The following is a 26,986-nucleotide window of genomic DNA, read 5'->3' as shown; positions in this document are numbered from 1 at the left end:
TGTCCAGAGCGTGACGCAAGAATCTTGCTGTGATATGAAATTTACTAACATCCCGTCCGGCTAGGGGGCGGGGCACATCCCCGTGGAGCCCCGCACGATCAGCTCCGGATCGAACAACACCTCGTCGACAGGCACCACATGGCCGTTGATCTGCGACATCAGGGCGGCGACCGCCGCGCCGCCCATGGCCGCGATGGGCTGGCGCACGGTGGTCAGGGGCGGGTCGGTCAGACTCATCAGGCTGGAGTCGTCGAACCCGACCACCGACACGTCGGCCGGCACCTTGAGGCCCAGCTTGCGCACGGCCCTGATGGCGCCGAGCGCGAGCGCGTCGCTGGCGCACACCAGGGCGGTGGCCCCCTCACCGACCAGCCGCATAGCGGCGGTGGCGCCGCCTTCCATGGAGAAGATCGTGTGAGCCACGAGCGCGCGCCACCCCAGGCCGCCCTGCTTCCCACCCTGCTTCCCACCCTGCTCCTCGGCGTGCTCCTCGGCGTGCGCCGCGTAGGCGGCGAGCTTGCGCGCGGACGGCACGTGCCCGACCGGGCCGAGGATCAGCCCGATCCGCTCGTGCCCGAGGGCCCGCAGGTGGCCCAGCGCCTGCCGCACGGCGACCCCGTCGTCCACGCACACCCGGGGGACGTCGAGGTTCTCGTCGGCGGCGTTGATCAGCACGATCGGCAGCTTGCGCGCGCGCAGCACCTTGACCTGCGCGGCTCCGGCGTCGGCGTAGCTGCTGCCGATGAAGACGATGCCGCCCACGTTCTGCGCGAGCAGCATCTCGACGTAGTGCGCCTCGGGCAGCCCGTCGGCGGTGCGGGTGCACAGGACGGGCAGCAGGTTGTGCCTGATCAGCTCGGTGACGACCAGCTCGGCCATGGCGGGGAAGATCGGGTTCTGCAGCTCGGGCAGGACGAGCCCGATGAGCGGCGCCCGCTCGTTGCGCAGCTTCTGCGGGCGCTCGTAGCCGAAGACGTCGAGCGCGGTGAGCACGGAGTCGCGCGTGGCCTGGGCGATGCCGGGCTTGTCGTGCAGCACCCGGCTGACGGTGGCCACGCTCACCCCGGCGAAGGCGGCCACATCGGAGAGTCGTCTCGGCATGGAGCCGATGTTACAAGGATGATTGCAAGAATGGAAATGAGTCGCGCAAAAAATCGACAGCCATGACCTGGCGCCCAGTCCGGCCTACGATGGGCGTATGCCCCGCATCTCGGCCGCCACCATCGGCGAGCACCGCGCCCAGACGCGCGACCGGATCCTCCAGGCCGTCTCGCGCCTGTCGCGAGTGCAGGGCATCGACGCCATCTCCATGACCGACGTGGCCGGCGAGGCCGGGATCACCCGCACGGTGCTCTACAACTACTTCCCCGACAAGGCGGCCCTGCTTCTGGCCTTCACCGAGCGCGTCACCCAATACTTCATCGACAGCTACGAGCGGGAGCTGCCCGCCGGGGCCTCCCCCGCCGACCGGTTGCGGGTGTTCGTGCGGCTGCAGCTCGCGGGGCTGCTCGCCCACCCCCATCCGGGCGCCGCCGACCTCAGCGCGGCGCTGGGGCCCGACGCCTACCAGCGGCTGGCCGAGCACGTCGCGCCCATGCAGCGGATCCTGGTGGAGATCCTGGAGAGCGGCATCGACGCCGGCGACTTCCGGGTGCTCGACGTGGCGGCCACGGCGCGGATGGTCCTCGCCGTCATCGGGGCCGAGCGGGTGCCGCTGATCAGTGGCGACGTGACGGTGGAGCACGCCGGGGAGCTGGTTTCGGAGTTCGTGCTGCGGGCCTTGGCCAACGCGTAGATACCCGGGGGACGTACCACCGATGGCGGGTGGGAGGATCGTTCCATGACATACCACCCGGGAGAGCTCCACGATCATGTCGAGCTCAAGTCGGCACGCGGCCGCTGGATCCTGCTGGCGACCGTGCTCGGTTCCGGGCTGGCGCTGCTCGACAGCACCGTGGTGAACGTGGCGCTGCCGTTCCTCGGGCGGGAGCTCGACGCCCGCATGGACGGCCTGCAGTGGACGATCAACGCCTACACGCTCACCCTGGCCGGGCTGATCCTGCTGGGCGGCTCCCTCGGCGACCGCTACGGCCGCCGCAGGCTCTTCCTCATCGGGACCGTCTGGTTCGCGGTGGCCTCGGCGCTGTGCGGGCTGTCACCGAACATCGAGTTCCTCATCGCGGCGCGTGCCCTGCAGGGGATCGGCGGCGCGCTGCTGACGCCGGGCTCGCTGGCGATCATCCAGGCGTCGTTTGTGCGCCACGACCGCCCCAGGGCCGTCGGGATGTGGTCGGGGCTCGGCGGCGTGGCCAGCGCCATCGGCCCGCTGCTGGGCGGGTGGCTGGTGCAGACAGCCGGGTGGCGGTGGGCGTTCCTGATCAACCTGCCGTTCGCGGCGCTCATCGTGTTCGTCACGCTGCGGCACGTGCCGGAGAGCAAGGACGAGCGGGCGGCCGGGCGGTTCGACGTGCTCGGGTCGGTGCTGGCGGCGCTGGCGCTGGCCGGCATCACCTACGGCCTGATCGAGAAGGGCGCCCCGGCGCCGCTGCTGGCCGGGGTGGCGTTGGGCGTCGCGTTCGTGGTGGTCCAGATCCGCAGGTCACCCGACGCGCTGGTGCCGGTCGGGATGTTCCGCGACCACGTGTTCACGGCGGTGAACGTGGTGACGCTGATCATGTACGCGGCCATGGGAGTGGTGTTCTTCCTGCTGGTGGTGCAGCTCCAGGTGGTTTCCGGGTTCTCCCCCATCGCCGCCGGGCTGTCGATGTTGCCGACGACGATCCTGATGATGCTGCTGTCGGCCCGGGCCGGCGACGTGGCCAAGCGGGTGGGCCCGCGCTGGCCCATGACGATCGGGATCCTGGTGGCGGCCGGCGGGTTCCTGCTCATGAGCATGATCGGGTTCGGCGCGTCCTACCTGCTCCTGGTGCTGCCGGCGGTGTTCGTCTTCGGGCTCGGCCTGTCGGCGGCCGTCGCGCCGCTGACCGCGACCGTGCTGGCCACCGCCGACGAGCGCTACGCCGGCACGGCCAGCGGGGTGAACAACGCGGTGGCGCGCACCGGCAGCCTGCTGGCCGTGGCCGCCGTGCCGCCGCTGGTCGGGCTGGTGGGCGACGCGTTCGAGAACCCGCCGGTGTTCGACGCCGGGTTCCGGATGGCCATGCTGCTCAGCGCCGGGATGATGGTGGTGGCGGCGCTGATCACGTTCTTCACGATCAGGACGAACGTCCTGGCCGTCGACGACGACAGGGAGAGCGGCGGCTAGAACGTGAACGCCTGGCTGCGGACGCTGTTGTCGAAGTTCGACAGGAGCAGCTCGGGCTCGCCGACCGAGCGGATGCCGGGCAGCCGGGTCAGCAGCTCGCGGAACATCGTGCGCGTCTCCTGCCTGGCCAGGTTGGCGCCCAGGCAGAAGTGCGGCCCGGGGCCGCCGAAGCCGACGTGGGGCTTGGTGTCGCGGGTGATGTCGAACGTGTCGGCGTCGGGGAAGACCGACTCGTCACGGTTGGCGGAGCCGTAGAACAGCACGACCTTGTCGCCCTGCTTCAGCTCCAGGCCGCGCAGCGAGTAGTCCTCGGTGACCGTGCGCCGGAACTGCATGATGGGCGACACGTAGCGGACCATCTCCTCGATCGCGCCGTTGATGTGCGCGTCGAAGTCGCTCATCAGCAGCTCGCGCTGCGCCGGGTTCTCGGTGAGCAGCCGGATGCCGTGGGCCATCGTGTTGCGGGCCGTCTCGTTGCCGGCCACCAGCAGCAGGGAGAAGAACGAGCCGAGCTCCTTGTCGGTCAGCTTCTCGCCGTCGGGGTTGGCGTTGACCAGCAGGGAGACCAGATCGCCCTTGGGGTCGGCGACGCGCTCGTGGCCGAGCTTGATCACCATGCGCTGCAGGGCGAGCAGGGCCAGCATGTTCTGGCCGGCCATCTGGACGCTGCGGGCCAGGCTGGGGCGCACGCCGGTGTATGCGGTGGAGATGTCGACGTGCTGGTGGACCTTCTCCCGCAGCTCCTGCGGGATGTCGAGCATGTCGCAGATGACGTGGATGGGCAGCCGGGCGGCCACCTGGGTGACGAAGTCGCGCGGCCCGGCCTCGACGACGTCGTCCACGATGCGCGCGCACGCGGCCTCGATGTCGCTCTGCAGGCCGGCCAGCATCTTCGGGCTGAACGAGCGGGTGACGATCCGGCGCAGGCGGGCGTGGCGCGGGTCGTCCATGTTGACCATCGACTCGCCGAACACCTGCTTCACCCAGCCGGGCGGCTCCGGGTTGGTGACGGCCGGCTCGCTGGAGAAGATCTTGGCGTTGCGGCTGGCCTCGACCACGTCCGCGTGTCGTACGAGGGCGTAGAAGCCCTTGCCCGAGCGGAGGAGGGGCACCTTCTTCTCAGGGAAGAACACCGGAAGCTCCAATTGCCGGAGCCGGGCGAACGCCTCATTCCGCTCTTTGAGGGGTTTGCGCCAGAAATCCAGATCCGCGAGGTCGATGTCCACCCATCTATCCTGGCACGTTCCGCCGCGTTCAGCGGCCGCCCGGAGCCCCTGTCCCGCCGAGGGGGAGAGTGATGTGCATCCCGCCCTCCTGGCCCGTTCTCGTGCCGTTCAGACCCGGTTCGACCTGCCTGGTCATTACTTCCGGTATGAAGGTTCTGCTGGCTGCCTGCCTGGTTCTCCCCCTCGCTTCCGGTACGACACCCGCAATCGGGTCCGCCACCGTCCGCGCGTGCGGCGGGCACCCCCTCGACTTCGACGCCGACGGCCGTCCCGACCTCGCCGTGGCCGCCCCCTACGACGCCTCCAGGGCCGGTTCCGTGACCGTCATGTACGGCTCCGGCAGGAAGGCCAGGCTCACCCAGGACGGCGCCGAGCCCGGCGACTCGTTCGGCTCGGCGCTGGCCGTCGGCGACTTCAACGGGGACCGGTGCGCCGACCTGGCCGTGGGGGTGTCGGAGGAGTTCGCCGGGAAGCGGGTGCCGGGGGGCGACGGGAACGGGGTCGTGCAGATCTTCGACGGGTCCCCGGAAGGGCTGGTCGCCGGAAAGGAGCTGGCGCTGGCCAAGCCGTCCAGCGACCGGTTCGGGGCCTCGCTGGCGGCGGGGGACCTCGACGGGGACGGCCGGGACGAGCTGGCGGTCGGGGCGCCGAGCCACCGGTCGGGCGGTGCGGTGACCGTGTACTGGATGAAGGGCCGCAAGCCGTACCAGATCACGCAGAAGACGCCGTGGGTGCGTCAGGCGGCGAGCGTCACCGACCAGTGGGGCGCCTCGCTGGCGACCGGCGACTTCGACGGGGACGGGCGCGACGAGCTGGCCGTGGGAGCGCCCGCGGACAGCGTGAAGGTGGACGGGCAGGGCTCGGTGACCGTCATCGACGTACGCGGGAAGCGGGCCCGGCTGCTCACGCAGAGCACTCCGGGGATCAAGGGTGCCTCGGAGAAGTGGGACAACTTCGGGGCCTCGCTGGCCACCGGGGACTTCAACGGCGACGGCCGGTCCGACCTGGCCATCGGCGTGCCCGGCGAGGGGATCAGCGAGAACCAGCGGGCCATGGACTACGGCGACGGCACCGTGGACGTGCTCTACGGCTCCCGGGCCGGCCTGCGCACCGACAGGACCGAGGCCTGGTCGCAGAACTCGCTGGACGGCAGGCCGCGCTACTACGACCGGTTCGGGGCCTCGCTGGCCGCCGGGGACTTCAACGGCGACGGCAACGACGAGCTGGCCGTCGGCGTGCCCGGTGAGAAGGCCGTCCAGGTGCTCCAGGGGCGCTCGTCGGGCGGGCTGACCCGGGTGGGGAACCTGCTGGTGAAGGGGAAGGGGCAGGACTTCGGGGCCTCGGTGACCGCACTGCCGGGCTGGGAGCGCTATCGATCGCTGGCCAAGCGGCCCCCGGTGTACGGGCTCGTCGTGGCGGCGCCGGATCAGGGACTCGTCATGTACGCGCCCGGCCGGCGGGAGTCCCGCCTCAAGCTGGGCAAGGTCCGCCAGCTCAGCAAGGGCACCGGCCTGTACGGCTACACCTTCGGCTGACCCTCGTCCCCGACGGGCAGGATCACCCGGAACAGGGCGCCCTTGCCGGGCTCGCTCTCCGCCAGCACGATGCCGCCGTGCGCCTCCACCAGCGTGGCCGCGATCGACAGCCCCAGCCCCGACCCGCCCGTGCTGCGCGCCGGATCGGCCCGGTAGAACCGCTCGAACACCCGCTCGGCCACCTCCGCCGGGAATCCGGGCCCCTCGTCGGCCACCTCCACGACGGCCTGGTCGCCGTCGATACCCACCCGCACCTGGAACGGGGTGCCGGCCGGGGTGTGGGTGAGCGCGTTGGTCACGAGGTTGTTGAGCACCTGGCCCAGCCGGGTCTCGTCGCCGGTCACGATCACGTCGCCGTCGCCGCCGAACAGCCGCACCAGCTCGATCCTCCGGTCGGGCGCCAGCGTCTGGGCGTCGATCACCACCGTGGCCGCCAGGCTGAGCAGGTCCACGGGCCGCATCGCCAGCTCACGCCGCTGGTCGAGCCGGGCCAGCAGCAGCATGTCCTCCACCAGCAGCCCCATCCGGGCGGCCTGCCCCTCGATGCGGCTCAGCAGGCGTACGGCCTCGGCCAGGTCCTTCTCCTCCCCCAGCCGGTACAGCTCCGCGAACCCCCTGATCGAGGTCAGCGGCGTGCGCAGCTCGTGCGAGGCGTCGGCCATGAACCTGCGCATCAGCTCCTCCGACCGCCGGGCGGCCGTGGCGGACTCGCGGGCGGACTCGGCGGCCGCCTCCCGCTCGCGCACGGCCACCTCGATCCGGGCGAGCATGGTGTTGAGCGAGCGGCCCAGCTTGCCGACCTCGGTGGTGCCGGCCCAGAGGGGCACGCGGCGCGACAGGTCGCCGTCGGCGATGTCGTTCGCGGTGTGCGCGATCTGGCGCAGCGGGCGCAGGCTCCGGCGTACGAGCCAGTAGCAGGCGAAACCGAGCACCACCAGCGTGCCCCCGCCGCCGACCGCGACGATCAGGCCGAGCTGGGAGACCGTGCCGTCCACGTCGCCCAGGCTGATGGCCATCACCCGGCTCTCGCCCAGCCGCCCCGGCACCGCGACGACCCGCCAGCTCGGGCCGCCCGCCTCGCGCGAGTCCACCGTGAAGGGGCGCCCCCTGAGCTCGATGACGTCGGCCAGGGTCAGCCGGGGCAGGTCGGGGCGGTGCTCCTCGGTCGACTCGCTGATGGTCCTGACCAGCACGCCGCCCGAGTCCAGGATCACGCCGTGGAACAGGCCGAAGAAGCGCTGCGGCCGCGCGTCCGGGCGCGGGTCCGGCGGCGGGGGCGCGTCGCGCCACGGCATGGTGGCCGCGCGGAGCTGCTGGTCGACGCGCTCGACGAGATAGCCGCGCAGCAGCCGCACGGCGAACAGGCCGGTCAGCGTGATGGCGAGGGTGACCAGCAGGAGGGTGGCCGAGACCAGCCGCAGCCAGAGCGGCGCCCTGGACAGCTGTTTCCTGAGCTCTCTCATATGCGGGGCGGGCGCAGGATGTAGCCCACCCCGCGCAGCGTGTGCAGGTATTTGCGCTCGCCGGTGTCCACCTTGCGGCGCAGGTAGGAGACGTACGACTCGACGAGCCCGACGTCGGTGCGCCAGTCGCCGTTCCAGACGTGGTCGAGGATCTGCGTCTTCGACAGCACCCGGCCCACGTTGAGCATGAAGTACCGCAGCAGCCGGAACTCCGTCGGCGACAGCCGTACGGGGACGCCGTCGCGCCAGACCTCGTGGCTCTCCTCGTCCAGCTCCAGGTCGGCCACCTGCAGCCGGTTCGGCGGGGGCGCGCCGCGCCGGGTCCTGCGCAGCACGGCCCGGATCCGGGCGATGACCTCCTCCAGGCTGAACGGCTTGGTCACGTAGTCCTCGCCGAGCCCCAGCCCGGCGAGCCGGTCCTCCGGCGTGTCCTTGGCGGTCACGAACAGCACCGGGACCCGGCGGCCGCGGGACCGCAGCCTTCCCGCGACCGCCAGGCCGTCGAGGTCGGGCAGCATCACGTCGAGCATCACCAGGTCCGGCGTGCTCTCCTCGGCCACCCGCAGGGCCTCCTTGCCGTCGGCCGCGGTCAGCACCTCGAACCCGGCCATGCGCAGGCTGGCCGAGAACAGCTCCCTGATGTTGGGTTCGTCGTCGACCACCAGCAGCCTGGCCTCGGGTTCGCTCATCGCGGGCCGCCTCCCTGGAATCCCTGGCCGCCCTGGGTGATCGAGGCGGCGGTGACCGCGCCGTCGGCGCCCGGCCGGCCGCGCACCACGATCGTGCTGCCGGCCTCGAGGTCGGCGACCTTGCCCGCCTTGGAGATCTGCACGGAGGTCTGGTCGGTGACGTTGACCGTGACGGTGGCGCCGTCCGTGGTCTTGACGTAGACCTTGCCGCCCTCGACCTTCTCGACCGTGCCGACGGTTCCGCCGCCCATCCGCTGCCCGCCGCCCGGCTGCTGCCCACCCCCGGGCTGCTGTCCCCCGCCGGGCAGCTGTCCCCCGCCGGGCAGCCGGCCGTACCCGCCGCCCAGGGCGCGCTGCGCGCCCGCGGCGGCCTGCGGGGGCGCAGCGCCGGTGCCGAACATGCTCTGCGCCCGCATGCCGAGGAGGATCCCGGCCACCAGCACGACCCCGGCGCCCAGCGCCAGCGTGACCTTCGAGGTGCCCTTGACGGGCTGGACGGCGAGCTCCTCCCGCAGGTCGTCGGGGAACGGCGAGGAGTCCAGCTTGTCCATGTCCTTCTCCTTACTCGTGGCGCAAGGCCTGGATCGGCCTGAGCTTGGCCGCCCTGTTGGCGGGATAACTGCCGAAGAACAGCCCGATCCCCAGCGAGACGCCCAGCGCCAGCACGACCGACGACGGCACGAGGACCGGCTCGATGCCGGCGACGGTGAACCTGGTCCCCACGAACGCCACCAGCACCCCGGACAGCCCCCCGACCAGGCTCAGCAACGTGGCCTCCATCAGGAACTGGCCCAGGATCGCTCCCCTGGGCGCGCCGATGGCCTTGCGGATGCCGATCTCGCGGGTGCGCTCGGTGACCGTCACCAGCATGATGTTCGTGATGCCGATGCCGCCCACCAGCAGCGAGATCGCGGCGACGGCGCCCAGCAGCACGGTGAAGGTGCCGGTGGCCGCACTGACGGTCTCCTGCAACGTGGCCTGGTTGAGTACGCGGTAGTCGGGGTTGTTGTTCGTGATGCCGTGTCGTTGGTTGAGGATAGCCGTGACCTCGGCCTGGGCCGCCGTGGTGGCCTCGGCCCCGGTCGCCTGCACGACGATCTGGCCGAGCGAGCCGAACCCGCTCAGGCTCTGCTGCACGGCCGGCAGCGGCGCGACGGCCACGTCGTCGGCGTCCTGCATGCCGGTGGACCCGGCCTCCTTCAGCACGCCGACCACCGTGAACGGCACCCCGGACACGCTGATCTGCTTGCCGATCGGATCGACGGTGCCGAACAGCTCCGCCACCACGGTCCGGCCGAGCACCACGACCTTCCTGGCGGCCAGCACGTCGTCGTTGAAGAAGTACGTGCCCTGGGCGACGGGCTTGTTGACGGCCTCGAAATAGCTCGGGTACGTGCCGACGAACTGCGAGATCGCGTGGCTGGCGGCGCCGTACGCGGCCGTGGTGGAGGAGGCGTTCACGACCGGCGAGACGCTCTTGACCGACGGGGCGAGCGTCCTGTCGGTCAGCGCCTTGGCGTCGGCCAGGCTGAGGTCCCTGGCCTGGGTACGCGGCCCGGTGTTGCCGCCACCGCCGCCGCCGGCCGGCACGCGCATGCCGCCGCCACCGCCGCCCGAGAAGGACGGAGAGATGGTGAGCGTGTTGGCGCCGAGCCGCTGGATGTTCTGCTGGATGCTCTGCGAGGAGCCCTCGCCGACGGCCACCAGCATGATGACCGCGGCCACGCCGATGAGGATGCCGAGCGTGGTCAGCGCGCTGCGCATCTTGTTGGCCAGCAGGCCGCGCAGGGCGAAGCGGAGGATCTCGATCTGGTTCACCGGGTGGCCACGCCGTCTCTCTCGGGGTCCTTCTCGGGCGTGCGCGGCGGCGGGCCGTCCACCGGCGCCCGGCGGCGGTCCTCGACGATCTCGCCGTCCACCAGCCTGATCACCCGCTTGGCGTGCGCGGCCACGTCGTCCTCGTGCGTGATCAGCACGATCGTGCGGCCGGACGCGCTGAGCCGGTCCATGATCTCCAGGACGTCGCCGGTGGAGGCGGTGTCGAGGTTGCCGGTCGGCTCGTCGGCCAGCAGCAGGGCGGGCGCGGTGACCAGCGCCCTGGCCACGGCCACGCGCTGCTGCTGGCCGCCGGAGAGCTGGTTCGGCTCGTGGTGCACCCGGTCGGTCAGCCCGACCTGCTCCAGCGCGGCCAGCGCCCGCTCGCGCCGCTCGGCCAGGCCGACGCCGCCGTACACGAGCGGCAGCTCGACGTTGGCCAGCGCGCTCATGCGCGGGATCAGGTTGAACGACTGGAAGACGAAGCCGACCCGTCGGTTGCGCAGGATGGCGAGCTGGTGCTCGTTCAGCCGGCCCACGTCGGCTCCGTCGATGAGGTACGTGCCTGAGGTCGGGACGTCGAGGCAGCCCAGGATGTTCATGAGCGTGGACTTGCCGGAGCCGGAGGCGCCCATGATGGCGACGTAGTCCCCCCGCTCGACGTCCAGACTGATGCCGCGCAGGGCGCGTACCTTGGCGTCGCCCTCGCCGTACTCCTTGACGAGGTCCCGCACGCGCAGGACGGGCACGGGCCGCACGACCCGCGGTTCCGCGGTCGTCATCGCGCGCCTCCGCCCGGCATGCCGCCGCCGGGGAACCCGCCCCCGCCGAACTGCCGCTGGCCGCCGCCGTTGCCCGTGGTGCCGGTCGTGGTGGTGGACGGGGGCACGATCTGGTCGCCCTCGGCCACGCCCGACCTGATCTCCGTGAGCGTGGTGCCCCGCACGCCGACCTCCACCGGGGTCCTGGTCTGGCGGCCGTCCTTGAGCAGGGTGACCGTGGTCTGGCCGCCGCTGGTGGAGACCGCCGTGGAGGGGACGGTGACGACGTTCCCGGCCTGGCCCACCACGACCTCGACGGTGGCGGTCTGGCCCAGCCTGACCTCGTTCGGGACCTTCGTGAAGGTGACCGTGACCGGGTACTGCACGACGTTGTTGCTGGTGGAGGCGACCGGCTCGATCTGGGTGACCTCACCCGTGGCCGTCACGCCCGGCAGCGCGTCGAACGTGACCGTGGCCTCCTGGCCCTGCTTGAGCTTGCCGACGTCCGACTCGGTGAAGGTGCCGACGAGCTGGAGCCTGGTGGTGTCGGCGAGCTCGATGAAGCCGCCGGAGCCGGAGCCGGAGCTCGCGGTGGAGCCCGTGCCGCCCGTCGACCCCGTGCCCCCAGTCGACCCCGTGCCCCCTGTGGAGCCCGTGGTCCCGGTGGAGCCCTGCCCGCCGCTGGATCCCGAACCCGAGGCGGGGCCGCCGACCGAGCCGTTCACGGCCGTGATCGTGCCCTTGAACGGCGCCTTCAGCACGGTGGCCGCGACCGTGCGCTGCGCCTCCCGGTAGGCGTTGCGGGCCTTGATGTAGGCGGCGTAGAGCTGGGCCGTGTCCGTGCCGTCGTCGAGGGCGCTCTCGTACGTGGCCTTGGCCGCCGACAGGCTCTCCTGGGCGGCGTCGTCGTCCAGCCGGGCCAGGAGATCGCCCTTGGCGACCTTGTCCCCGGCCTTGACGTAGACCTTCTCCACGGTCCCGCTCGTCCCGAACGACAGCGCCCTGGACCGGGAGCTCTCGACCGCGCCCGAGGCGGACACCGCGGCGGTCACGGAGCCGCGGCCCGCGGTCACCGTGCGCACGGTGGTCTCCCCCGCGGCCTGTCCCGTGCCGAGCTGCGCGTAGGCGAGCCCGGCGCCGCCCAGCAGGAGCACCGTGAGCGCCCCGTTGGTTATCAGCGCTCTGCGCCTGATCGACACCTTCACGAGCGGTGACCCTTGCACACCAGGCTGCGCCGCAGCCGCGAGCAAGCTGAACGTTCGCTGACAACCCGGCCGGCCGGGCGGGTTGTCAGGTAACTCTGAGGGTCCTCACAGCCTGCCGCGATCCTGCTCGGCCAGGATGGGCCGCCATGAGACCGACTTTCGCGCTGGGCGGGCTCGCCCTGGCCGTGCTCGTGGCCGGGTCCGGCCTGGCACTGGCGCTGCGCGACGACGCCCCGCCCACCGTCCAGGTACGGCTGGCCGCCGCCCAGCGCGGGCCGGTCACGGCCTCGGTCAGCGCGGCGGGCAACACCGTGGACGGCTCGCGCAGGGACCTGGCCTTCGGCTCCTCCGGGACGCTGACCAAGGTGTACGTGAAGGTCGGGGCCAAGGTGAAGCGGGGCCAGGTCCTGGCCAGGATCGACGGGCGGGCGGCGCGGGAGGCGTACGCGGCGGCCAAGGCCGACCTGGCGGCCGCCGAGGAGGCGCTGGAGGAGGCGTCATCGGGTTCGACGGACACCGGGGGCGGGACCCCCTCGTCGTGCGTACCGGGCGGCGCGACGCCCGGTGCCTCGACCCCGGCGACCGGCGCAAGTCCGGCCCCGTCCGGCCGGGCCACCCCCGCTCCCTCCGGAAGTCCGACCGGCACAGCCCCCGCTCCAGGCGGCACGACCGCGCCCGCCGTCGCGGTGAGCGGCGTCCCGGCCGGCTCCGGGACCGGCGCCTCCGCGCGCACGGGCACCGGTGCTCCGGCCGCTCGCGCGACGGGCGGTGCGGACGCAGGCGGCGCCTTCGGCCCGCCCGGCCCTGCTGGCGGGAAGCCGGACACGAGCCCGACACCCGGCCCCACCCCGCCCCCGACCACCACGCCGACGTCCGGCCCCACCGATCCCCAGCCCCAGACCACGGTGACGGTCACCGCGACCGCCACGGTGACGGCCACCGTGACAGCCACCGTGACGGCCAGGGTCACCACGACCGTCACCGCGACCCCGACGGGCGGCACCGGCGGGACCGGCGGGAACGAGCAGTCCGGCGGCCACCCCTCCGCCACCGCCGCCCCGTACCCCACCGGCACACCATCCACCACCGGCAAACCCTCGACCACCGCCAAGCCGTCCGCCACCGCGAAACCGTCGGCGAGCGGCAAGCCCACGGGCGGCGGCAAGCCCTCGACCGGGCCCAGCACCGGCGGCGACCGCACCTCCCAGGGTTCCTGCGCCCGGAGCGGAAGCACCGGCACCGGGCAACCGGCAGGGACGGGGCAACCGGCAGGGACGGGGCAACCGGCAGGGACGGGGGCCACGGGCGGGGTCAGCGAGGAGCAGGCCGCCGCGAACGTGGACCGCGCCGAGGCCGCCGTCGAGGAGGCCGCCGACGCCGTACGGGCCACCCGGATCGTGGCCCCGGCGGCGGGCACGGTCCTGTCGGTCGGCGGCGGGACCGGTGACACGGCGGGCACCGGCACGTTCATCAGCCTCGGCGACCTGAACGAGCTGCAGGTCCAGGCCATGGTCACCGAGTCCGACGTGAACCGGCTCAAGCTCGGCCAGAAGGCGCAGATCACCCTGGCCACCCGGAGCGGCGAGCGGTACGGGGGCACGGTGACGGCGATCGCGCCGACCGCGACGGTGGACGGCCGGCTCGTCCGCTACTCGGTCACCCTCGCCTTCGACGAGCCGCCTGCCGGGCTGATGCTCGGCCAGACCGCCTCGGTGACGGTCACCACGGACGAGGCCAGGAACGCGCTGTACGTGCCCGCCGCGGCGGTGCGCAGCCGGTCGGACGGCACCCAGGTGGTCACCGTACGCTCCGGCGGCCGGGACTCGGCGAAGGTGGTGCGAACCGGGGTGCGCGGCGACCAGTACGTGGAGGTCACCTCGGGCCTGGGCGAGAGCGACCAGGTGGTCATGTCGGGCGGCACGTCGGGCGAGTTCCCGGACGGGGCCTGGCCCGGCGCATGAGCCGACCGGTCCGGACGGAAACCACCCGCCCGCCCGGGCCGGTCACTCCCGGCCGGACTCCGGCGAACCTGCCACTCCGGAGTCCGGCCGGGTCTTCCCCCTGTCGCGGGCGGAATGGCCGGGTGAAACGGCCGGCGGCCGGTTGAGCGGATCCTCAGCCGGCTCCCAGCCAACGTTCAGCGAACAGCCGCGCGCCGCGCAGCCTCCCGCCCAGCCCGCGCCAGGCCCCAGCGACGCCAGGACGGCCGCTCAACACGCGCCGAGCCCGACGCCCGGACGGTCCTCCCCGCACCGGACCCCGGGCGCGCCGGACGGTCATGCCGGCGCCGGACCCTGAGCGCGCCGGACGGTCCGCCCCGCGCCGGGCCCGCGGGGCGTCCGGACGGTCGTTCAGCCGACGCGGGGGGCCGCGGCCCGGCCGGCGGCCGCCGCCCCCGTGACGGCCGGGATCGTGAGGCTGTGGGCGGTCTTGGCGCGGGCGCCCTTGCGGGAGATGTAGTCCAGCGTCCGGAAGTCCACCGCCAGCTCGTCGCGGGTCAGCCGGGCCACCAGGTAGCCGCGCCGCTGGTCGATGTAGGAGATGTGCGGGTTCTCCTGCAGCGCCTCGGAGATCCACGTCCGGTCCCGGTACCCGTCGCCGTCGCTCGCGATCGACGAGGCCACCAGCTCCCTGGCCACCACCGGGGAGTCCGGGTCGTCGAAGTCGGTCTTGAGCTCGGCCAGGTGGTGCATGTGCGCGTCGCCGGTCAGCACCACGGGGTTCGGCGTACGGGCCAGGGACCCGAGCAGGCGCGTCCGCTCGGCCGCGTAGCCGTCCCACGAGTCCAGGTTCACCTCGCGCCCCGGTCCGACCTTGTAGTCGCGGTGCGCCATCATGATCTGCTGCCCGAGCAGGTTCCAGCGGGTGGTGGAGCCGTTCAGGCCGCTCTCCAGCCAGCGCCACTGGTCGGCCCCGAGCAGCGTGCGCTTGTCCGCCAGCCGGTCGTCGCACCCGGCCCGCACCCCGTCCAGGCATGCCTGGTCGTCGCGGAACTGCCGCGTGTCCAGCAGGTGGAAGCGGGCCAGCGTGCCCCAGGAGACCCGCCGGTTCACCCGGAGCACCGCCCCCTGGAGGCTGGCGCGGCGCAGCGGCATGTTCTCGTAGTACGCCCTGAACGCCTCGGCCCGCCGCCGCTCGAACCCCGCCGCCCCGGTGCTGGAGACGGGCCCGGCCCAGTTGTTCTCCACCTCGTGGTCGTCGAAGGCCACCAGCCACGGCGCCACCGCGTGCGCGGCCTGCAGGTCGGGGTCGCTCTTGTACTGGGCGTGCCGCAGGCGGTAGTCGGCGAGGGTCTGGCACTTGCCGGGCGTGTGGGTGCGTACGCGGCCGGCCAGCGCGGTGTAGCCGCTGGGGCCGTACTCGTACATGTAGTCACCGAGGAACACCACCAGGTCCGGCTCCTGCTCGGCCAGGCGGCGGTAGGCGGTGTAGTAGCCGTGCTCGTAGTGCGCGCACGCGGCGACCGCGAAGTTGAGCGGCGTCTCCCCCGTCGGCGTCGTCCTGGTCCGGCCGGCCGGTGACAGGCGGCCCTGGCTCCTGAACCGGTAGAAGTAGTCGCGCCCCGGCTCCAGCCCCTTCAGCTCGACGTGCACGCTGTGGGCGTCGCGCGCCCGGGCGGTGGCGGTGCCGGACTTGACGACCTTGGCGAAGCGCTCGTCCGTGGCGACCTGCCAGTCCACCTCCACGTCCTGGGAGGGCATGCCGCCGCGGCCGTCGCCGCCGAGCGGTTCGACGGCCAGCCTGGTCCACAGGACGAAGCCGTCGGCGGAGGGGTCGCCGGAGGCCACGCCCAGCGTGAAGGGGTCGGATCTGAGGGTTCTGGACGATGAGGCGGCCGCCGCCGGGGCGGCGGGCTGCGGGAGGAGGAGGCCGGCTGTCGCCGCTGTCAGGAAGGCTCTGCGGTCCACGTTCACAGGTATGTCCACCTGCGCTGACTCAGCCGTGACAGTGGAGTCAAGCGCGGGTGAACAACACCGGTCGTCCTGCGACTTCCGGCCCCCTGCGGGTCAGCGGGCGACCGTCCCCGGCAGTTCCGCGCGGAGCGTGACCGCGTCGGTGAAGCGTACGCCGGTCATGCCCGCGCGCTGGGCGCCCTCCACGTTCTCCTGGCGGTCGTCGATGAAGACGATCTCGGACGGGTCGGTGCCGAGCCCGCGCGCCATCTCGTCGTAGATCTCCCTGTCGGGTTTGACCAGCCCCATCCTGCCGCTGTAGAAGCGGTGCCCGATCGCGGCGATCCAGGGCAGCTCGTCGAGGCCGTCGCCGACGCAGACGGGCGCGTTGGACAGCAGCGCCACGTCGCGGCCGCCCTCGATCAGCTCACCGAGCAGCGCGACCGTGTCCTCGTTGGGGTGGGCCCAGCTCGCGACGTCCATGGCGACCAGCCGCGCGACCTCGGAGTGGGTGACGGCCCGGCCCAGCACCGCCGACCAGTACGTGAACGGCGTCAGACCGCCCCCGTCGAACTCCAGCCGGTGCTCCCAGTAGCCCCGCTTGAACTCCTCGGGCTCGGCGCCCACGGCCCGCGCCATGGCGTCGGCGTCGGACTCGGGCTGGGGCAGGGAGAGGACACCGCCGTAGTCGAAAACAATCCACGTCATGCCAGGAATGGTCGCAGATGCGGGTCCAGCGCCGGGCAGCCCAGGTATTTCTCGACGGTGTGGAAGTCGATCCAGTCGATGTTGACCAGCTCTTCGACGTCGACCCCGGTGAAGCTGGCGGCCAGGGCGGGCGGGATGGCGGCGATGTCGTCCTTGTCGGCGATGTTCACCCAGCGTCCGACGCCGCGGGGCCGCTCGCCGCGGCCGTTGACGGGGGCGGGCAGGAGGCGCTCGAAGACGACGTTGCGCATGCCCAGGGGGCTGCCGAGGGTGATCAGCAGGTCGACCTGGAGGTCGGGGTTCGCCCACAGGGCCTCGTACGCGACCACGCTGCCCAGCGAGTGGGCGATGACGACCTGCGGCCGGTGCCTCCTGATGACCTCCGCCACAGCCTGCCTGGACTTCTCGCGCCTGGCCTGGTCGGTGAGGTAGGCGGCCACTTCGGGCGCGAAGAGCTTGGCGAACGCCGCCGAGCGGGTGTCCAGCCGGTTCAGCAGCCAGCCGGTGAACGACTTGAGCGCTCCCGTGACGTGCTCGCCCACGCCCAGGTTCCGGGCCCAGCCGATGAGGACCTCCTGGGCCTGGCGCTCCAGGGCGGCGGAGGCCTTCGTCCGGCCCGTGCCGGGCCCGTCGTCGTCCTCCCCGTCGTGCAGGAGGTGGGAGAAGTAGGCGATCTCGGCGAAGTACGCCCGCGCCTCGCCCCCGAGCGCCGCGTGCAGGTAGCGGTCCCATTTGCGCCGCATGACCTCCGCCGCGCCGGCCGCGGACCGGCCGGCCTGGAGGTAGTAGTTGTACTTGCCGATCCCGTGCACGCCGACGATGACGGCCACCGCGCCTCCCCAACCCCGTGATCCTCTCGCGCGATATTGGCATACGCCGCTTGCGGCCGACCGTCAAGCGGCCGGATCGGCCGTCCGGTGCGGGGAAAATGCCATTGCGGGCGGTACGGGGCAGCCGGATACGGTGACAGGTGTAAAGGAACGCACGTTTGAGAACGGGAGCCCCGCGCATGCCCGGCCCGCTGGTCGTCAACGACTCGGTCGTCATCCCCGACGCCGAGCTCGTCTGGCGTTTCTCCCGTTCGTCCGGCCCGGGCGGCCAGGGCGTCAACACCACGGACAGCCGCGTGGAGCTGACCTTCGACGTCGCCGCGAGCACCGCGCTGCCGCCCCCGCTCAAGGAGCGCGCCCTGGAGCGCCTCGGCTCCGGCACGATCACGATCGCCGCCTCCGAATACCGCTCCCAGCTGCGCAACCGGGAGGCCGCCCGGCACCGCCTGGCGCAGCGCCTGCGCGAGGCCATGGCCCCGCCGCCGAAGCACCGCCGCAAGACCAAGCCCAGCCGCGGCGCCGTCGAGCGCCGCATCGCCACCAAGAAGCAGCGCTCCGACCTCAAGCGCCTGCGCCGCGACCCCTGACCCGGCCGGACGGCCCGCCGTACCGTCCGGCCGGGCATTCATATCGACATTATGCGATATATTGATGCGACTTGTGGGCCTGACGTGTAAGGGGAACCCGATGGGTGGCATTGACGGCATGGATCTCGGGACGTTCGGGATCTACACCTTCGACTTCGAGCGCCGGCCGGCCACGTGGATGCGCGAGTCGATCCAGGAGCTGGAGGAGCTGGGCTGGCGGGCGTTCTGGATGCCCGAGTTGCTCGGCCGCGAGGCGCTCACGCACGCCGGCTATCTCCTCTCGTGCACCGAGCGCATCAACGTCGTCAACGGCATCGCGCAGATCTGGTCGCGCGGGGCCCGGTGGACGTACGGCGCCGCGCTCCTGCTGGCCGACGCCTACCCCGGCCGGCACGTGCTCGGGCTGGGGTTCGGCGGGGAGCAGCGGCCGGGGACCAAGCCCCTGGCGGCCATGACCGCCTACCTGGACGAACTCGACTCGGCCGAGACGGTGAACCCGGCCCCGAGGGCGCCGATGCGCCGCATCCTGGCCGCGTACGGGCCCAGGATGCTCGAGCTGGCCCGCGACCGCGCGGCCGGCGCCCAGACCTACCACGTCAACGTGGCGCACACCGCGCAGGCGCGGGAGATCCTGGGGCCGAACGCGTTCCTGGGCGTCGAGCACGCGGTGCTGTTCGAGTCCGACCCCGGCAGGGCGCGGGCGACGGCGCGCGAGCATCTGGCGCCCTACCTGGCGAGCCCGTACAACGTGGCGAAGTTCCGCCGGCTGGGCTACTCGGAGGAGGAGATCGCGGGCGGCGGCGCGGACCGACTGGTCGACGACTTCGTGTTCTGGGGCGACCCGGAGACCATCGTCGGGAAGCTGCGCACCCACGTCGCCGCCGGCGCCGACCACGTCGCGGTGCAGGTGGTCGGGATCGAGCCGGGCGGCTCCGCGATGCCCTACTGGCGCCTGCTCGCCGACGCGCTCCTCCCCCGCCCCACTGACCGCTCCACCTGACCGCCCCGCCCGAGCGCCCTGCCTGACCGCGCCGCCCGAGCACGCCGCCCGAGCACCCTGCCCGACCGCCCTGCCCGACCGCCCTGCCCGAGCGCGCCGCCTCAGGTGCCGAGCAGCAGCCGGCGCACCGCTCCCTCGCCTTCCGCGGCGACGGCGGCGGCCCGCCCCAGGGACCCGTCGACGGTCTCGGCGAAGGCCGCGGGGCCGCCCACGGCGGCGACGGTCTCGGCGGGCAGGAACTTGATCAGCAGGGCGGAGGTGCCCGGCGGCATGCCGGCGAAGTGCACGGTGAGCAGGCCGTGGTCGCGCAGCAGCACCATCGCGAGCAGGGCGGTGGCGTCGATGGCCGCCAGGTCCGGCGCGCCGGGGCCGCCCCGGCGGGCGAGCTCGGCGGCGATGGCCTCGCCAGGCAGGCGGGTGATGAACGGCGTCTCCTGCACCAGATCGGCTCCGAGCCGGGCCCGCAGCGCCGCCCCGACCAGGCGGGTCGAGGCGATCAGGTCGCGGACGCGTTCCGGCCGGTACGCCTCCAGGGTCCGGACGACGGCCGGGTAGAGCACCGGACGGCATTCGCTGCCCAGCTCGAAGGTTCTGGCCCGGACGCGGGCGACCAGGTCCGCCCGGCCGCCGAGCAGGCCCACCCGGGGCCCGCTGACCCCGTACTTGTCCAGGCCGGTCGCGCCGAGGTCGGCGCCGAACTCCAGCGTCCGGGGCTGGCCGAGCACGGCGGGCCCCACGCGGGCGCCACCGGCGTCGTCGACCACGACCGTCGCGCCGCGCTCGTGCGCCAGGGCGACCACGCGCCGCAGGTCCTCCTCGGCGAGCGCCTCGTAGCTGACGGCGAGCCGGGTCAGCGCCACCACCGAGACGTCGGGGTGCTCGGCCAACGCCCGCTCGAAGGCGTCCACCCCGATGGTGTCCACGAAGAGGCCGCCCGCGTCCCGCACGCCCCGCACGACCGCGGGATGGCTGTACGTGGCCGAGACGCCCACCACGGTCGACCCGGGGCGCACCGTCACCTGGAAGGCCGCGAACAGGGCAGCCGTCAACCGGTTGGCGACGGCGATGTCGTGCGTGCCCGCGTCGCCGCCCAGGTGGGCCAGCCCGAGCTCCCGGACGCGCTCGGAGTACAGAGCGCCGGCCCATTCGTCGTCCAGGAGCCACCGGTCCACCTCGGGGAGCGGCAGCCCGCGCTCCAGCCCGCTCACGTTGTGCAGCGGGAGGCCGGCCGCCTCGCGGTGCCGGATGTGCTCCCAGGCCACGGCCAGTTTGCGCAGGTGGGCCTCCGTGCCGGAGAGGACGGCCCCGGGCGCGTACGGCAGTCCGCCGGTGTGGGGCTTCGCGTCGGTCGTCATGATGCCTCCGATTTCGCCAGAATGGACGGGTCGGTAGATCTTTTGCCGAGAATTACCCCTTTTGACCTGGGAGAACATAACCTTTTCCAATGCGTTTTGTCGCCTTTGTCGTGATTATCGCCGGATGGGCGGTGGCTGCTACCACCCCCGCGTCCGCCATCACCAACGGCTCCGCCGATGCGAACGCACACCCCGAGGTAGGCGCGCTCATCGACGAGCGGCCCAACCCGGACGGCACCTGGAGCTACTGCACCGGCACGCTGGTCTCGCCCACGGTCTTCCTCACCGCCGCCCACTGCGGGGAGCCCGGCCAGAAGCGTGCCCACGTGTCCTTCGACGCCAGCTACGAACCGGGAGACACGCTCTACACCGGACGTTACGTACCGGACCCGCGCTACAAGGACTCCTCGGAGCTGCACGACATGGCCGTCGTGGTCTTCGACACGCCCGTCAAGGGCATCGTGCCCGCGCAGCTGCCCGAGCCCGGCCTGCTCGACCGGATGGAGGCCGCTGGCAAGATGAAGGCGACGCGGTTCACCTCGGTCGGGTACGGCTCGGTCTCCTCGACCAGGAACTCGACCAAGAAGAGCGCCCACCAGTACAGCTACCGCTACACCGACACCCGCCACCAGGCGCCCATCTCCTTCGACGACCTGTCCGGCAAGTGGCTGGACCTGATGCCGAAGGCCAAGGGCGACGGCAGCACCTGCTTCGGCGACTCCGGCGGCCCGAACTTCATGGGCGGCCCCACCTCGCACCTCCTGGTCGCCACGTCGGTCAGCGGCGCCGACGACGCCTGCAAGCAGGTCAACTACGACTACCGCCTGGACACGCCGACGGCCCGCCGCTTCCTGGGCAAGTACGTCACGCTGCCGGCGGCCACCCGCTGACGGCCACGTCCACCGCTCCCCACCGGCCCCGCTCTTCGCACGGTCCGCCCACGAGGCGGTCACGCGAGGGGCGGGGCCGGCTCCGTTGCGGGCGGGTCATGGCGGATGAGGGGCAGGGCGGATGAGGTGGGGCAGGGCGGTGATGTTGGCCGACAGGAAGCCCGCCACCGCCTCCGGGACGAGGTTCCTGAAGGAGATCTCCGACCGCTCCAGCGGGACGCGCTCCACCTCGTACAGCCCCCGCGACGGGTCCTCGAACTCCGGCCCGTGGCGCAGCTCCGGGTCCATCGACACCAGCCGGCAACCGAAGACGTGCTGTGTCTTGATCTCGCCCCGCCATGGGTACGACACGGTCGCCAGCGGCGTCACCGCGAAGACCGTCGCACCCAGCTCCTCGAGCAGCTCCCGGTGCAGGGTGTCCTCCAGCGTGCCGTCCTCCGGCTCCACGTGCCCGCCCGGCACGGTCCAGTAGAGCTCGCGGCCCGGCACCGTACGCCGGAACAGGACCAGCCGTTCGTCGTGATCGAGAAGGACACCGCGGACACTGGGTCGCATACATCCACCCTATTTGACCGGTATGTCCTTCGGGTAGCCTAACCTACGGTACCGTAACCTGAAGGAGAAGATCTTTTATGGCGATGACTCAGACGGAGCTGCTGCACGAGCTCGAGCCCGTGGTCGCCGGGGAGCTCGACCGCCACGAGAAGATGGCGAAGGAGTGGTTCCCGCACGAGTACGTCCCGTGGAGCGAAGGCCGCGATTTCGACGGCATCTACGGGGGCGAGGCTTGGCAGGAGAGCGACTCCAAGATCCCCGAGGCGGCCCGGGTGTCGCTCATCGTCAATCTCCTCACCGAGGACAACCTGCCCAGCTATCACCACGAGATCGCCACGACCTTCGGCCGCGACGGCGCCTGGGGCACGTGGGTGCACCGGTGGACCGCCGAGGAGGACCGGCACGGCACCGCCATCCGCGACTACCTCACCGTCACCCGGGCCGTGGACCCGGTGGCGCTCGAGCGGGCCCGCATGGCCCACATGGAGAGCGGCTTCGCCACCGAGTACAACACGATGCTGCAGCAGCTCGCGTACGTCTCCTTCCAGGAGCTGGCCACCCGCATCGCGCACCGCAACACCGGCAGGGCCTCCGGCGACGAGGGCTGCGAGCGGCTGCTGGCCAGGATCGCCGCGGACGAGAACCTGCACATGCTCTTCTACCGCAACCTGCTCAAGGCGGCCTTCGAGCTCGACCCCAACCAGACCATGCGCGCGGTGACCGACGTGGTGACCACCTTCCAGATGCCCGGCCAGGGGATGGACGGGTTCGCCCGCAAGGCCCTGATCATCGCGAACGAGGGCATCTACGACCTCCGCCTGCACCTGGACGACGTGCTCATGCCGGTGCTGCGGCAGTGGTCGGTGTTCGACAAGACCGGGCTGGACTCCGAGGGCGAGAAGGCGCGCGAGGAGCTGTCGGAGTTCCTGTCCAGGGCGGACGCCACGGCCGCCCGCTTCGTCGAGCGCCGCGAGGAGCGCCGCGCCCGCGCCGCCGCGCGCCGCTGACGCGCCTCCCACCGGTGACGCGCCGCCCGGCGACCCGCCGGGCGGCACCTCGCCGAGCAGGTCAGCCCGGACCGGCCGGCGAGCCGCCCGCCCAGCGGCCGGCGCCGCCGGTAGGCGGCTCCACCAGTACGTCTCCCCGTCCGGCAAAGACTGTGCGCCTCTTGACCCGGAGATGGTCTTGGACATCCGCGGCATCGGGCAGGTTCCCGGTAACACCGGAACCCCTTGGGAGCAGAGGGTGAAAATCATCGGGATCGCCGCCAGTCTCCACGCGGGGTCATTCATCACCAGATTGCTGGACGCGGCGGGCGGCGAGTTGCCGAGGGGTGTCGGCTTCGAGGTGTGGCGGGGGCTGGGCGAGATCCCGCCGTACCGGACCGGGCCCGTTCCGGCGCCGGCGCGCGAGCTGCTCACGCTGGTCGCGGGCGGTGACGCCGTCCTGCTGACCGCACCCGAGCACAGCCTGCTGCCGCTGGAGCTCACGTACACGCTGGACTGGATGTCGGCGCGGGAGGGGTTGTCGGGCAAGCACGTGGCGGTGATGAGCGCCAGCGCGCGGGCCTGCGGGGCCATGTGGGCGCAGGCGGAGCTGTACAAGCAGCTGCTGGGGGCGGGCGCGGTCGTGATGGGGGCGGAGCTGGTGATCTCACCCGCCTGCCCGCACTTCGCCGAGGACGGTCATCTGGCGGCTCCGGACCTGCGCGAGCAGGTGCGGAGCGTGATCCGTCAGCTCTGCCCGGCCGAGGTCATGGAGCCGGTGCTCTCCCTCTGAGACGCCTCAGGCCCACCCTGACGCTCCTCACAGAGGGAACTCACCCTGCGGGGCCTTTGGACACCCTGACGCGCCTCACAGACCCTCTCTGACGAGCTCAGGGCTCCGCGGGGGTTCGCTGCAGCAGGCGGTCGAGCTTGATGCCCAGGTCCGTGACCTCGGACCGGAGGAAGTTGAACTCGTGCTCGATCTCCGACCGGATGGCCCCGAACTCGACGGCGATCTCCGCCCGCACGTCGATCTCGCCGCCCGTCCCGGCCCCGGCGGCCACGGGCCGGCCCGTCACCTCCCTGCGGACGCCCGCGATCTCGGTGCCGACCGCCGCGAACTCCTCCCCGATCTCGGTCCGGGCACGGCCGAGCTCCGCCTTCAGGAAGGCGATCTCCGCCTGCAGCTTCCTGGAGCGGTCGATGATCTCGCGCAGGAGGTCGTCCTGCCGGTCCAGCTCGGTGCCTCGCTCAGCGGTCGTCTCGAGATCCTCGACGCGGAGTTTCAGGTCGAGGATCTCCGCACGTACGTCCACGCACCCTGCCCTTTCGCACCGCCGAGTCTTCCGTCCTCAACATCGTCGCAGCCGGTTCGCGAACTTGGCGATCGGGAGTAGGAACGGGGGTGCGATTCTTTCCACCGGCTGCTCCGCACCGTTCGCGGGATTCGGCATATGCCCACCGTGGATAGGGGGCGAGTGCGGGCATCGCCGCTCTCTGACGGGAAACGGGTGGGGGAGAATCTTCTACCGCCGGTCTTCGATCTCCCACATGTGATCGATCACATGCCAGGCGATGCGCCGCAGCGCGTAGCGGGGCGGCCACTTGGTGGTCGCCGGCGGCTCCCAGGGGCGCGACAGCACCTCCGCCAGCTCCGCCCGCATCGCATCACGGTCCCCAGGAGACTTGTACGGCTTGTGCCGCACCCCGACCATCCTGGCGAAGGCCCGCTCGGCGTCCGTCACGTGGTCGACGATCTTCGTACGGTCCCGCCCGCCGCCCCGCGGCCCCTTGCGCAGCTCCTCCGGCGCGACCCCGGCGGTCTCGTCGAACAGCTCCCACGCCGCCCGCAGCAGGGCCACCGAGCGCTCGGCCTCGGCCCCGGACAGGGGCTCCAGGTCCAGGTCGGGCACCTCGTACGGCACCCCGAAGTCCGTCGTCTGGGTGCCCCGCACCCGGCCCACCACCTCGGGGTCCCCCGGCGCGAACTCCAGCCCGGCCCGCTCGGCGATCACCCGGTAGCGGGGGACGTAGTCGATGAGCCGGTCGATGGCCGCCTCCTCGCCCTTGTCGATCCGGCACCAGCCGGGCCAGTCGAGCGAGCAGGCGAACACCTTCTTCGGTCCGGTCTCCAGGTAAACACGGGTCATGACAGCTCAGCCTGCCACGCGTACCTGTCAGGGGCCGTCAGGTTCAGATGAGGTCGATGAGGTCGGCCACCGAGTCGACGACCAGTGACGGACGGTAGGGGAAGCGGTCGATCTCGTGGCGCTGGGTGACGCCGGTGAGGACGAGGATCGTGTAGAGCCCGGCCTCCATGCCCGAGACGATGTCGGTGTCCATGCGGTCGCCGATCATGGCCGTGGTCTCGCTGTGGGCCTCGATCTCGTTGAGCGCGCTGCGCATCATGCGGGGGTTGGGCTTGCCGACGAAGTACGGCTCCACCCCGGTGGCCTTGGTGATGAGGGCGGCCACGGCGCCGCAGGCCGGCAGGGAGCCCTCGGTGGAGGGGCCGATGGGGTCGGGGTTGGTGGCGATGAAGCGGGCCCCGCCCTCGATGAGGCGGATGGCGCGGGTGATCTGGGTGAAGCTGTAGGTGCGGGTCTCGCCGAGCACGACGTAGTCGGGGTCGAGGTCGGTCAGGATGTAGCCGACCTCGTGCAGCGCCGTGGTCAGGCCGGCCTCGCCGATCACGTACGCGGAGCCGCCCGAGCGCTGGTCGTCGAGGAACTGGGCGGTGGCCAGCGCGGAGGTCCAGATGGACTCGGCCGGTACGTCGAGGCCCGCGCCGGCCAGGCGTACCGAGAGATCGCGCTGGGTGTAGATCGAGTTGTTGGTCAGGACCCGGAACTTCTTGCCTGACTCGCTGAGCCGCTTGATGAATTCGTCCGCTCCGGGGACGGGTCGCCCCTCGTGGACGAGTACGCCGTCCATGTCGGACAACCAGGAGTCGATCCGCTTACGCTGAGTCACGCGCCCATCGTACCGAGCGCGCCTTATCGACTTCCTGCCCGGCACGTGAACAATGTTCCTCATGTCGTTCACTGAATCCGCGCAGGACATGCGGGACGAACTCGTCCAGCTCAGGCACTCTTTGCACACCACCCCGGAGCTCGGCCTGCACCTGCCGCGCACCCAGGAGAAGGTCCTGGCGGCCCTGGAGGGGCTGCCGTTGGAGATCAGGACCGGCACGGCGCTCAGCTCGGTGACCGCCGTGCTGAGAGGTGGCCGGCCGGGGCCCGCGGTGCTGCTGAGGGGTGACATGGACGCCCTGCCCGTGACCGAGCGGAACGACCTGCCCTACGTCTCCCAGCTGCCCGGTCAGATGCACGCCTGCGGGCACGACCTGCACACCGCGATGCTGGCGGGGGCGGCACACCTGCTGAGCGCGCGGCGCGAGGAGCTGGCCGGTGACGTGATCTTCATGTTCCAGCCCGGCGAGGAGGGCCACGAGGGCGCCAAGCACATGATCGGCGAGGGGGTGCTGGAGGCGGCGGGGACGCGGCCGGTGGCGGCGTACGGGATGCACGTCGTCTCCGCGATGTTGCCGCCGGGGCTGTTCGCGTCGCGGCCGGGGCCGATCATGGCGGCGGCGGACACGTTCTGCGTGACGGTGAAGGGGCGCGGCGGGCACGGTTCGAGCCCGCACCGGGCGCTGGACCCGATCGCGGCGGGGTGCGAGATGGTGACGGCGCTGCAGACGATGGTGACCAGGACGTTCGACGTGTTCGACCCGGTCGTGGTGACGGTGGGCAGCTTCCACGGCGGCTCGGCGGACAACGTGATCCCGGACGACGCCAGGTTCGAGGCGACGGTGCGGACCTTCAGCAAGGAGAACCGGACGCTGGTCAAGCGGCGCTTGGTTGAGGTCGTGCAGGGGATCGCGGCGGCGCACGGGCTGCAGGTGGAGGCGTCGTTCGGGATGGGTTACCCGGTGACCGTCAACGACGGGAGCGAGGCCGACTTCGTGGGCCGGACGGCCGACGAGCTGTTCGGGCCGGGGCGCTACTTCGTCTCGCCGCAGCCGGTGATGGGCTCGGAGGACTTCTCGTACGTGCTGGAGTCGGTGCCGGGGGCGTTCGTGTTCCTGGGGGCGTGCCCGCCGGACCGGGACCCGGCGACGGCGCCCTACAACCACTCCCCCGAGGCGCTCTTCGACGACTCGGTGCTGCCGGACGGGGCCGCGCTCTACGCCTCGCTGGCCCACACCCGGCTGTCCTGAC

Annotated in this window: 26 protein-coding genes; 10 read left to right on the top strand and 16 right to left on the bottom strand. The window is 72.1% G+C overall.

From position 1 onward, the window contains the following. Positions 1 to 60 precede the first annotated feature (60 nt). Positions 61 to 1,101, bottom strand: a complete 1,041-nt coding sequence (locus AB0J69_RS02760; protein ID WP_364112118.1) for a LacI family DNA-binding transcriptional regulator — start codon at positions 1,099 to 1,101, stop codon at positions 61 to 63. Between the two features lie 97 nt (positions 1,102 to 1,198). Between AB0J69_RS02760 and AB0J69_RS02755 the strand changes: the two genes are divergently transcribed. Together AB0J69_RS02755 and AB0J69_RS02750 are read left to right on the top strand one after the other, a co-directional pair. Next, positions 1,199 to 1,795 (top strand): TetR/AcrR family transcriptional regulator, encoded by a 597-nt coding sequence (locus AB0J69_RS02755; protein ID WP_364112116.1) that lies wholly within the window; start codon positions 1,199 to 1,201, stop codon positions 1,793 to 1,795. A gap of 45 nt (positions 1,796 to 1,840) precedes the next feature. After that, positions 1,841 to 3,265 carry an MFS transporter gene (locus AB0J69_RS02750; RefSeq protein ID WP_364112114.1) on the top strand — a complete coding sequence of 475 codons (1,425 nt, stop codon included), beginning with the start codon at positions 1,841 to 1,843 and terminating at the stop codon, positions 3,263 to 3,265. Here the strand turns inward: AB0J69_RS02750 and AB0J69_RS02745 are convergent. Continuing rightward, positions 3,262 to 4,491 (bottom strand): cytochrome P450, encoded by a 1,230-nt coding sequence (locus AB0J69_RS02745; protein ID WP_364112112.1) that lies wholly within the window; start codon positions 4,489 to 4,491, stop codon positions 3,262 to 3,264. The two genes, AB0J69_RS02750 and AB0J69_RS02745, sit on opposite strands and share 4 nt — an antisense overlap. Positions 4,492 to 4,637: 146 nt before the next feature. Here AB0J69_RS02745 and AB0J69_RS02740 point away from each other — a divergent pair, with 146 nt between their 5' ends. After that, positions 4,638 to 6,026, top strand: coding sequence for an FG-GAP and VCBS repeat-containing protein (locus tag AB0J69_RS02740; RefSeq protein WP_364112110.1), 1,389 nt, complete (start codon positions 4,638 to 4,640; stop codon positions 6,024 to 6,026). Here AB0J69_RS02740 and AB0J69_RS02735 read toward each other — a convergent pair. The 6 genes from AB0J69_RS02735 to AB0J69_RS02710 are packed head-to-tail and all read right to left on the bottom strand — an operon-like array spanning position 6,011 to position 11,959. Beyond that, a complete protein-coding gene (locus AB0J69_RS02735) occupies positions 6,011 to 7,489 on the bottom strand; it encodes a HAMP domain-containing sensor histidine kinase (RefSeq protein ID WP_364112108.1) in 1,479 nt (492 codons plus the stop codon). The two genes, AB0J69_RS02740 and AB0J69_RS02735, sit on opposite strands and share 16 nt — an antisense overlap. Further along, the gene (locus AB0J69_RS02730) at positions 7,486 to 8,178 is read right to left on the bottom strand and encodes a response regulator transcription factor (protein WP_364112106.1); all 693 of its coding nucleotides are present in this window, start codon (positions 8,176 to 8,178) and stop codon (positions 7,486 to 7,488) included. The genes AB0J69_RS02735 and AB0J69_RS02730 overlap by 4 nt, the downstream gene beginning before the upstream one ends. Then, positions 8,175 to 8,729: a hypothetical protein gene (locus tag AB0J69_RS02725; protein WP_364112104.1), complete on the bottom strand. Its 555-nt coding sequence runs from the start codon at positions 8,727 to 8,729 to the stop codon at positions 8,175 to 8,177. The genes AB0J69_RS02730 and AB0J69_RS02725 overlap by 4 nt, the downstream gene beginning before the upstream one ends. A gap of 10 nt (positions 8,730 to 8,739) precedes the next feature. Continuing rightward, the gene (locus AB0J69_RS02720; protein ID WP_364112102.1) at positions 8,740 to 9,996 is read right to left on the bottom strand and encodes an ABC transporter permease; all 1,257 of its coding nucleotides are present in this window, start codon (positions 9,994 to 9,996) and stop codon (positions 8,740 to 8,742) included. Further along, entirely contained in the window at positions 9,993 to 10,775 is a 783-nt protein-coding gene (locus AB0J69_RS02715; RefSeq protein ID WP_364112100.1) for an ABC transporter ATP-binding protein, read from the bottom strand. Before AB0J69_RS02715 ends, AB0J69_RS02720 begins: the two co-directional genes overlap by 4 nt. Continuing rightward, entirely contained in the window at positions 10,772 to 11,959 is a 1,188-nt protein-coding gene (locus AB0J69_RS02710) for a biotin/lipoyl-binding protein (protein ID WP_364112098.1), read from the bottom strand. Before AB0J69_RS02710 ends, AB0J69_RS02715 begins: the two co-directional genes overlap by 4 nt. 146 nt (positions 11,960 to 12,105) lie before the next feature. On the opposite strand from AB0J69_RS02710, the gene AB0J69_RS02705 reads away from it, so the two are divergent. Next, positions 12,106 to 13,920 (top strand): efflux RND transporter periplasmic adaptor subunit, encoded by a 1,815-nt coding sequence (locus AB0J69_RS02705; RefSeq protein WP_364112096.1) that lies wholly within the window; start codon positions 12,106 to 12,108, stop codon positions 13,918 to 13,920. Positions 13,921 to 14,310: 390 nt separating this feature from the next. Here AB0J69_RS02705 and AB0J69_RS02700 read toward each other — a convergent pair whose 3' ends face one another. The 3 genes from AB0J69_RS02700 to AB0J69_RS02690 form a co-directional block, all read right to left on the bottom strand. Beyond that, on the bottom strand, positions 14,311 to 15,867 hold the full coding sequence (locus AB0J69_RS02700; RefSeq protein ID WP_364112094.1) for an alkaline phosphatase D family protein: 1,557 nt from the start codon (positions 15,865 to 15,867) through the stop codon (positions 14,311 to 14,313). Between the two features lie 99 nt (positions 15,868 to 15,966). Continuing rightward, positions 15,967 to 16,560 carry an HAD family phosphatase gene (locus AB0J69_RS02695; RefSeq protein WP_364112092.1) on the bottom strand — a complete coding sequence of 198 codons (594 nt, stop codon included), beginning with the start codon at positions 16,558 to 16,560 and terminating at the stop codon, positions 15,967 to 15,969. Beyond that, complete coding sequence (locus tag AB0J69_RS02690) at positions 16,557 to 17,390, bottom strand: hypothetical protein (RefSeq protein WP_364112090.1); 834 nt, start codon at positions 17,388 to 17,390, stop codon at positions 16,557 to 16,559. The genes AB0J69_RS02695 and AB0J69_RS02690 overlap by 4 nt, the downstream gene beginning before the upstream one ends. 179 nt (positions 17,391 to 17,569) lie before the next feature. Between AB0J69_RS02690 and arfB the strand changes: the two genes are divergently transcribed. Continuing rightward, on the top strand, positions 17,570 to 17,977 hold the full coding sequence (arfB, locus tag AB0J69_RS02685; RefSeq protein WP_364112436.1) for an alternative ribosome rescue aminoacyl-tRNA hydrolase ArfB: 408 nt from the start codon (positions 17,570 to 17,572) through the stop codon (positions 17,975 to 17,977). Positions 17,978 to 18,077: 100 nt separating this feature from the next. Next, positions 18,078 to 18,977 (top strand): TIGR03620 family F420-dependent LLM class oxidoreductase, encoded by a 900-nt coding sequence (locus AB0J69_RS02680; RefSeq protein WP_364112088.1) that lies wholly within the window; start codon positions 18,078 to 18,080, stop codon positions 18,975 to 18,977. Positions 18,978 to 19,078: 101 nt separating this feature from the next. On the opposite strand, the gene AB0J69_RS02675 is transcribed toward AB0J69_RS02680, so the two are convergent. Further along, positions 19,079 to 20,332, bottom strand: a complete 1,254-nt coding sequence (locus tag AB0J69_RS02675; RefSeq protein WP_364112086.1) for a hypothetical protein — start codon at positions 20,330 to 20,332, stop codon at positions 19,079 to 19,081. A gap of 131 nt (positions 20,333 to 20,463) precedes the next feature. Here AB0J69_RS02675 and AB0J69_RS02670 point away from each other — a divergent pair, with 131 nt between their 5' ends. Further along, entirely contained in the window at positions 20,464 to 21,222 is a 759-nt protein-coding gene (locus AB0J69_RS02670; RefSeq protein WP_364112084.1) for a trypsin-like serine protease, read from the top strand. A gap of 96 nt (positions 21,223 to 21,318) precedes the next feature. Here the strand turns inward: AB0J69_RS02670 and AB0J69_RS02665 are convergent, their stop codons facing one another. Next, positions 21,319 to 21,777, bottom strand: coding sequence for an NUDIX hydrolase (locus tag AB0J69_RS02665; protein ID WP_364112082.1), 459 nt, complete (start codon positions 21,775 to 21,777; stop codon positions 21,319 to 21,321). 77 nt (positions 21,778 to 21,854) lie between these two features. Between AB0J69_RS02665 and AB0J69_RS02660 the strand changes: the two genes are divergently transcribed. After that, positions 21,855 to 22,784: an acyl-ACP desaturase gene (locus AB0J69_RS02660; protein WP_364112080.1), complete on the top strand. Its 930-nt coding sequence runs from the start codon at positions 21,855 to 21,857 to the stop codon at positions 22,782 to 22,784. Between the two features lie 238 nt (positions 22,785 to 23,022). Next, positions 23,023 to 23,556 carry an NAD(P)H-dependent oxidoreductase gene (locus AB0J69_RS02655; protein WP_364112078.1) on the top strand — a complete coding sequence of 178 codons (534 nt, stop codon included), beginning with the start codon at positions 23,023 to 23,025 and terminating at the stop codon, positions 23,554 to 23,556. A 97-nt stretch (positions 23,557 to 23,653) separates the two neighbouring features. Here AB0J69_RS02655 and AB0J69_RS02650 read toward each other — a convergent pair whose 3' ends face one another. From AB0J69_RS02650 to AB0J69_RS02640, 3 genes are all read right to left on the bottom strand, one after another. Next, positions 23,654 to 24,079 (bottom strand): hypothetical protein, encoded by a 426-nt coding sequence (locus tag AB0J69_RS02650; protein WP_364112076.1) that lies wholly within the window; start codon positions 24,077 to 24,079, stop codon positions 23,654 to 23,656. 210 nt (positions 24,080 to 24,289) lie between these two features. Beyond that, a complete protein-coding gene (locus tag AB0J69_RS02645; protein ID WP_364112074.1) occupies positions 24,290 to 24,913 on the bottom strand; it encodes a hypothetical protein in 624 nt (207 codons plus the stop codon). 43 nt (positions 24,914 to 24,956) lie between these two features. Beyond that, positions 24,957 to 25,697 carry an HAD-IIA family hydrolase gene (locus AB0J69_RS02640; RefSeq protein WP_364112434.1) on the bottom strand — a complete coding sequence of 247 codons (741 nt, stop codon included), beginning with the start codon at positions 25,695 to 25,697 and terminating at the stop codon, positions 24,957 to 24,959. Between the two features lie 100 nt (positions 25,698 to 25,797). Here AB0J69_RS02640 and AB0J69_RS02635 point away from each other — a divergent pair, with 100 nt between their 5' ends. After that, positions 25,798 to 26,985, top strand: a complete 1,188-nt coding sequence (locus AB0J69_RS02635; RefSeq protein WP_364112072.1) for a M20 family metallopeptidase — start codon at positions 25,798 to 25,800, stop codon at positions 26,983 to 26,985. Position 26,986: the final 1 nt, after the last annotated feature.

Origin of the sequence: Nonomuraea sp. NPDC049709, from assembly GCF_040674815.1 — a bacterium.
Lineage (GTDB): Bacteria > Actinomycetota > Actinomycetes > Streptosporangiales > Streptosporangiaceae > Nonomuraea.
This window is presented reverse-complemented; position numbering and strand designations above follow the sequence as displayed.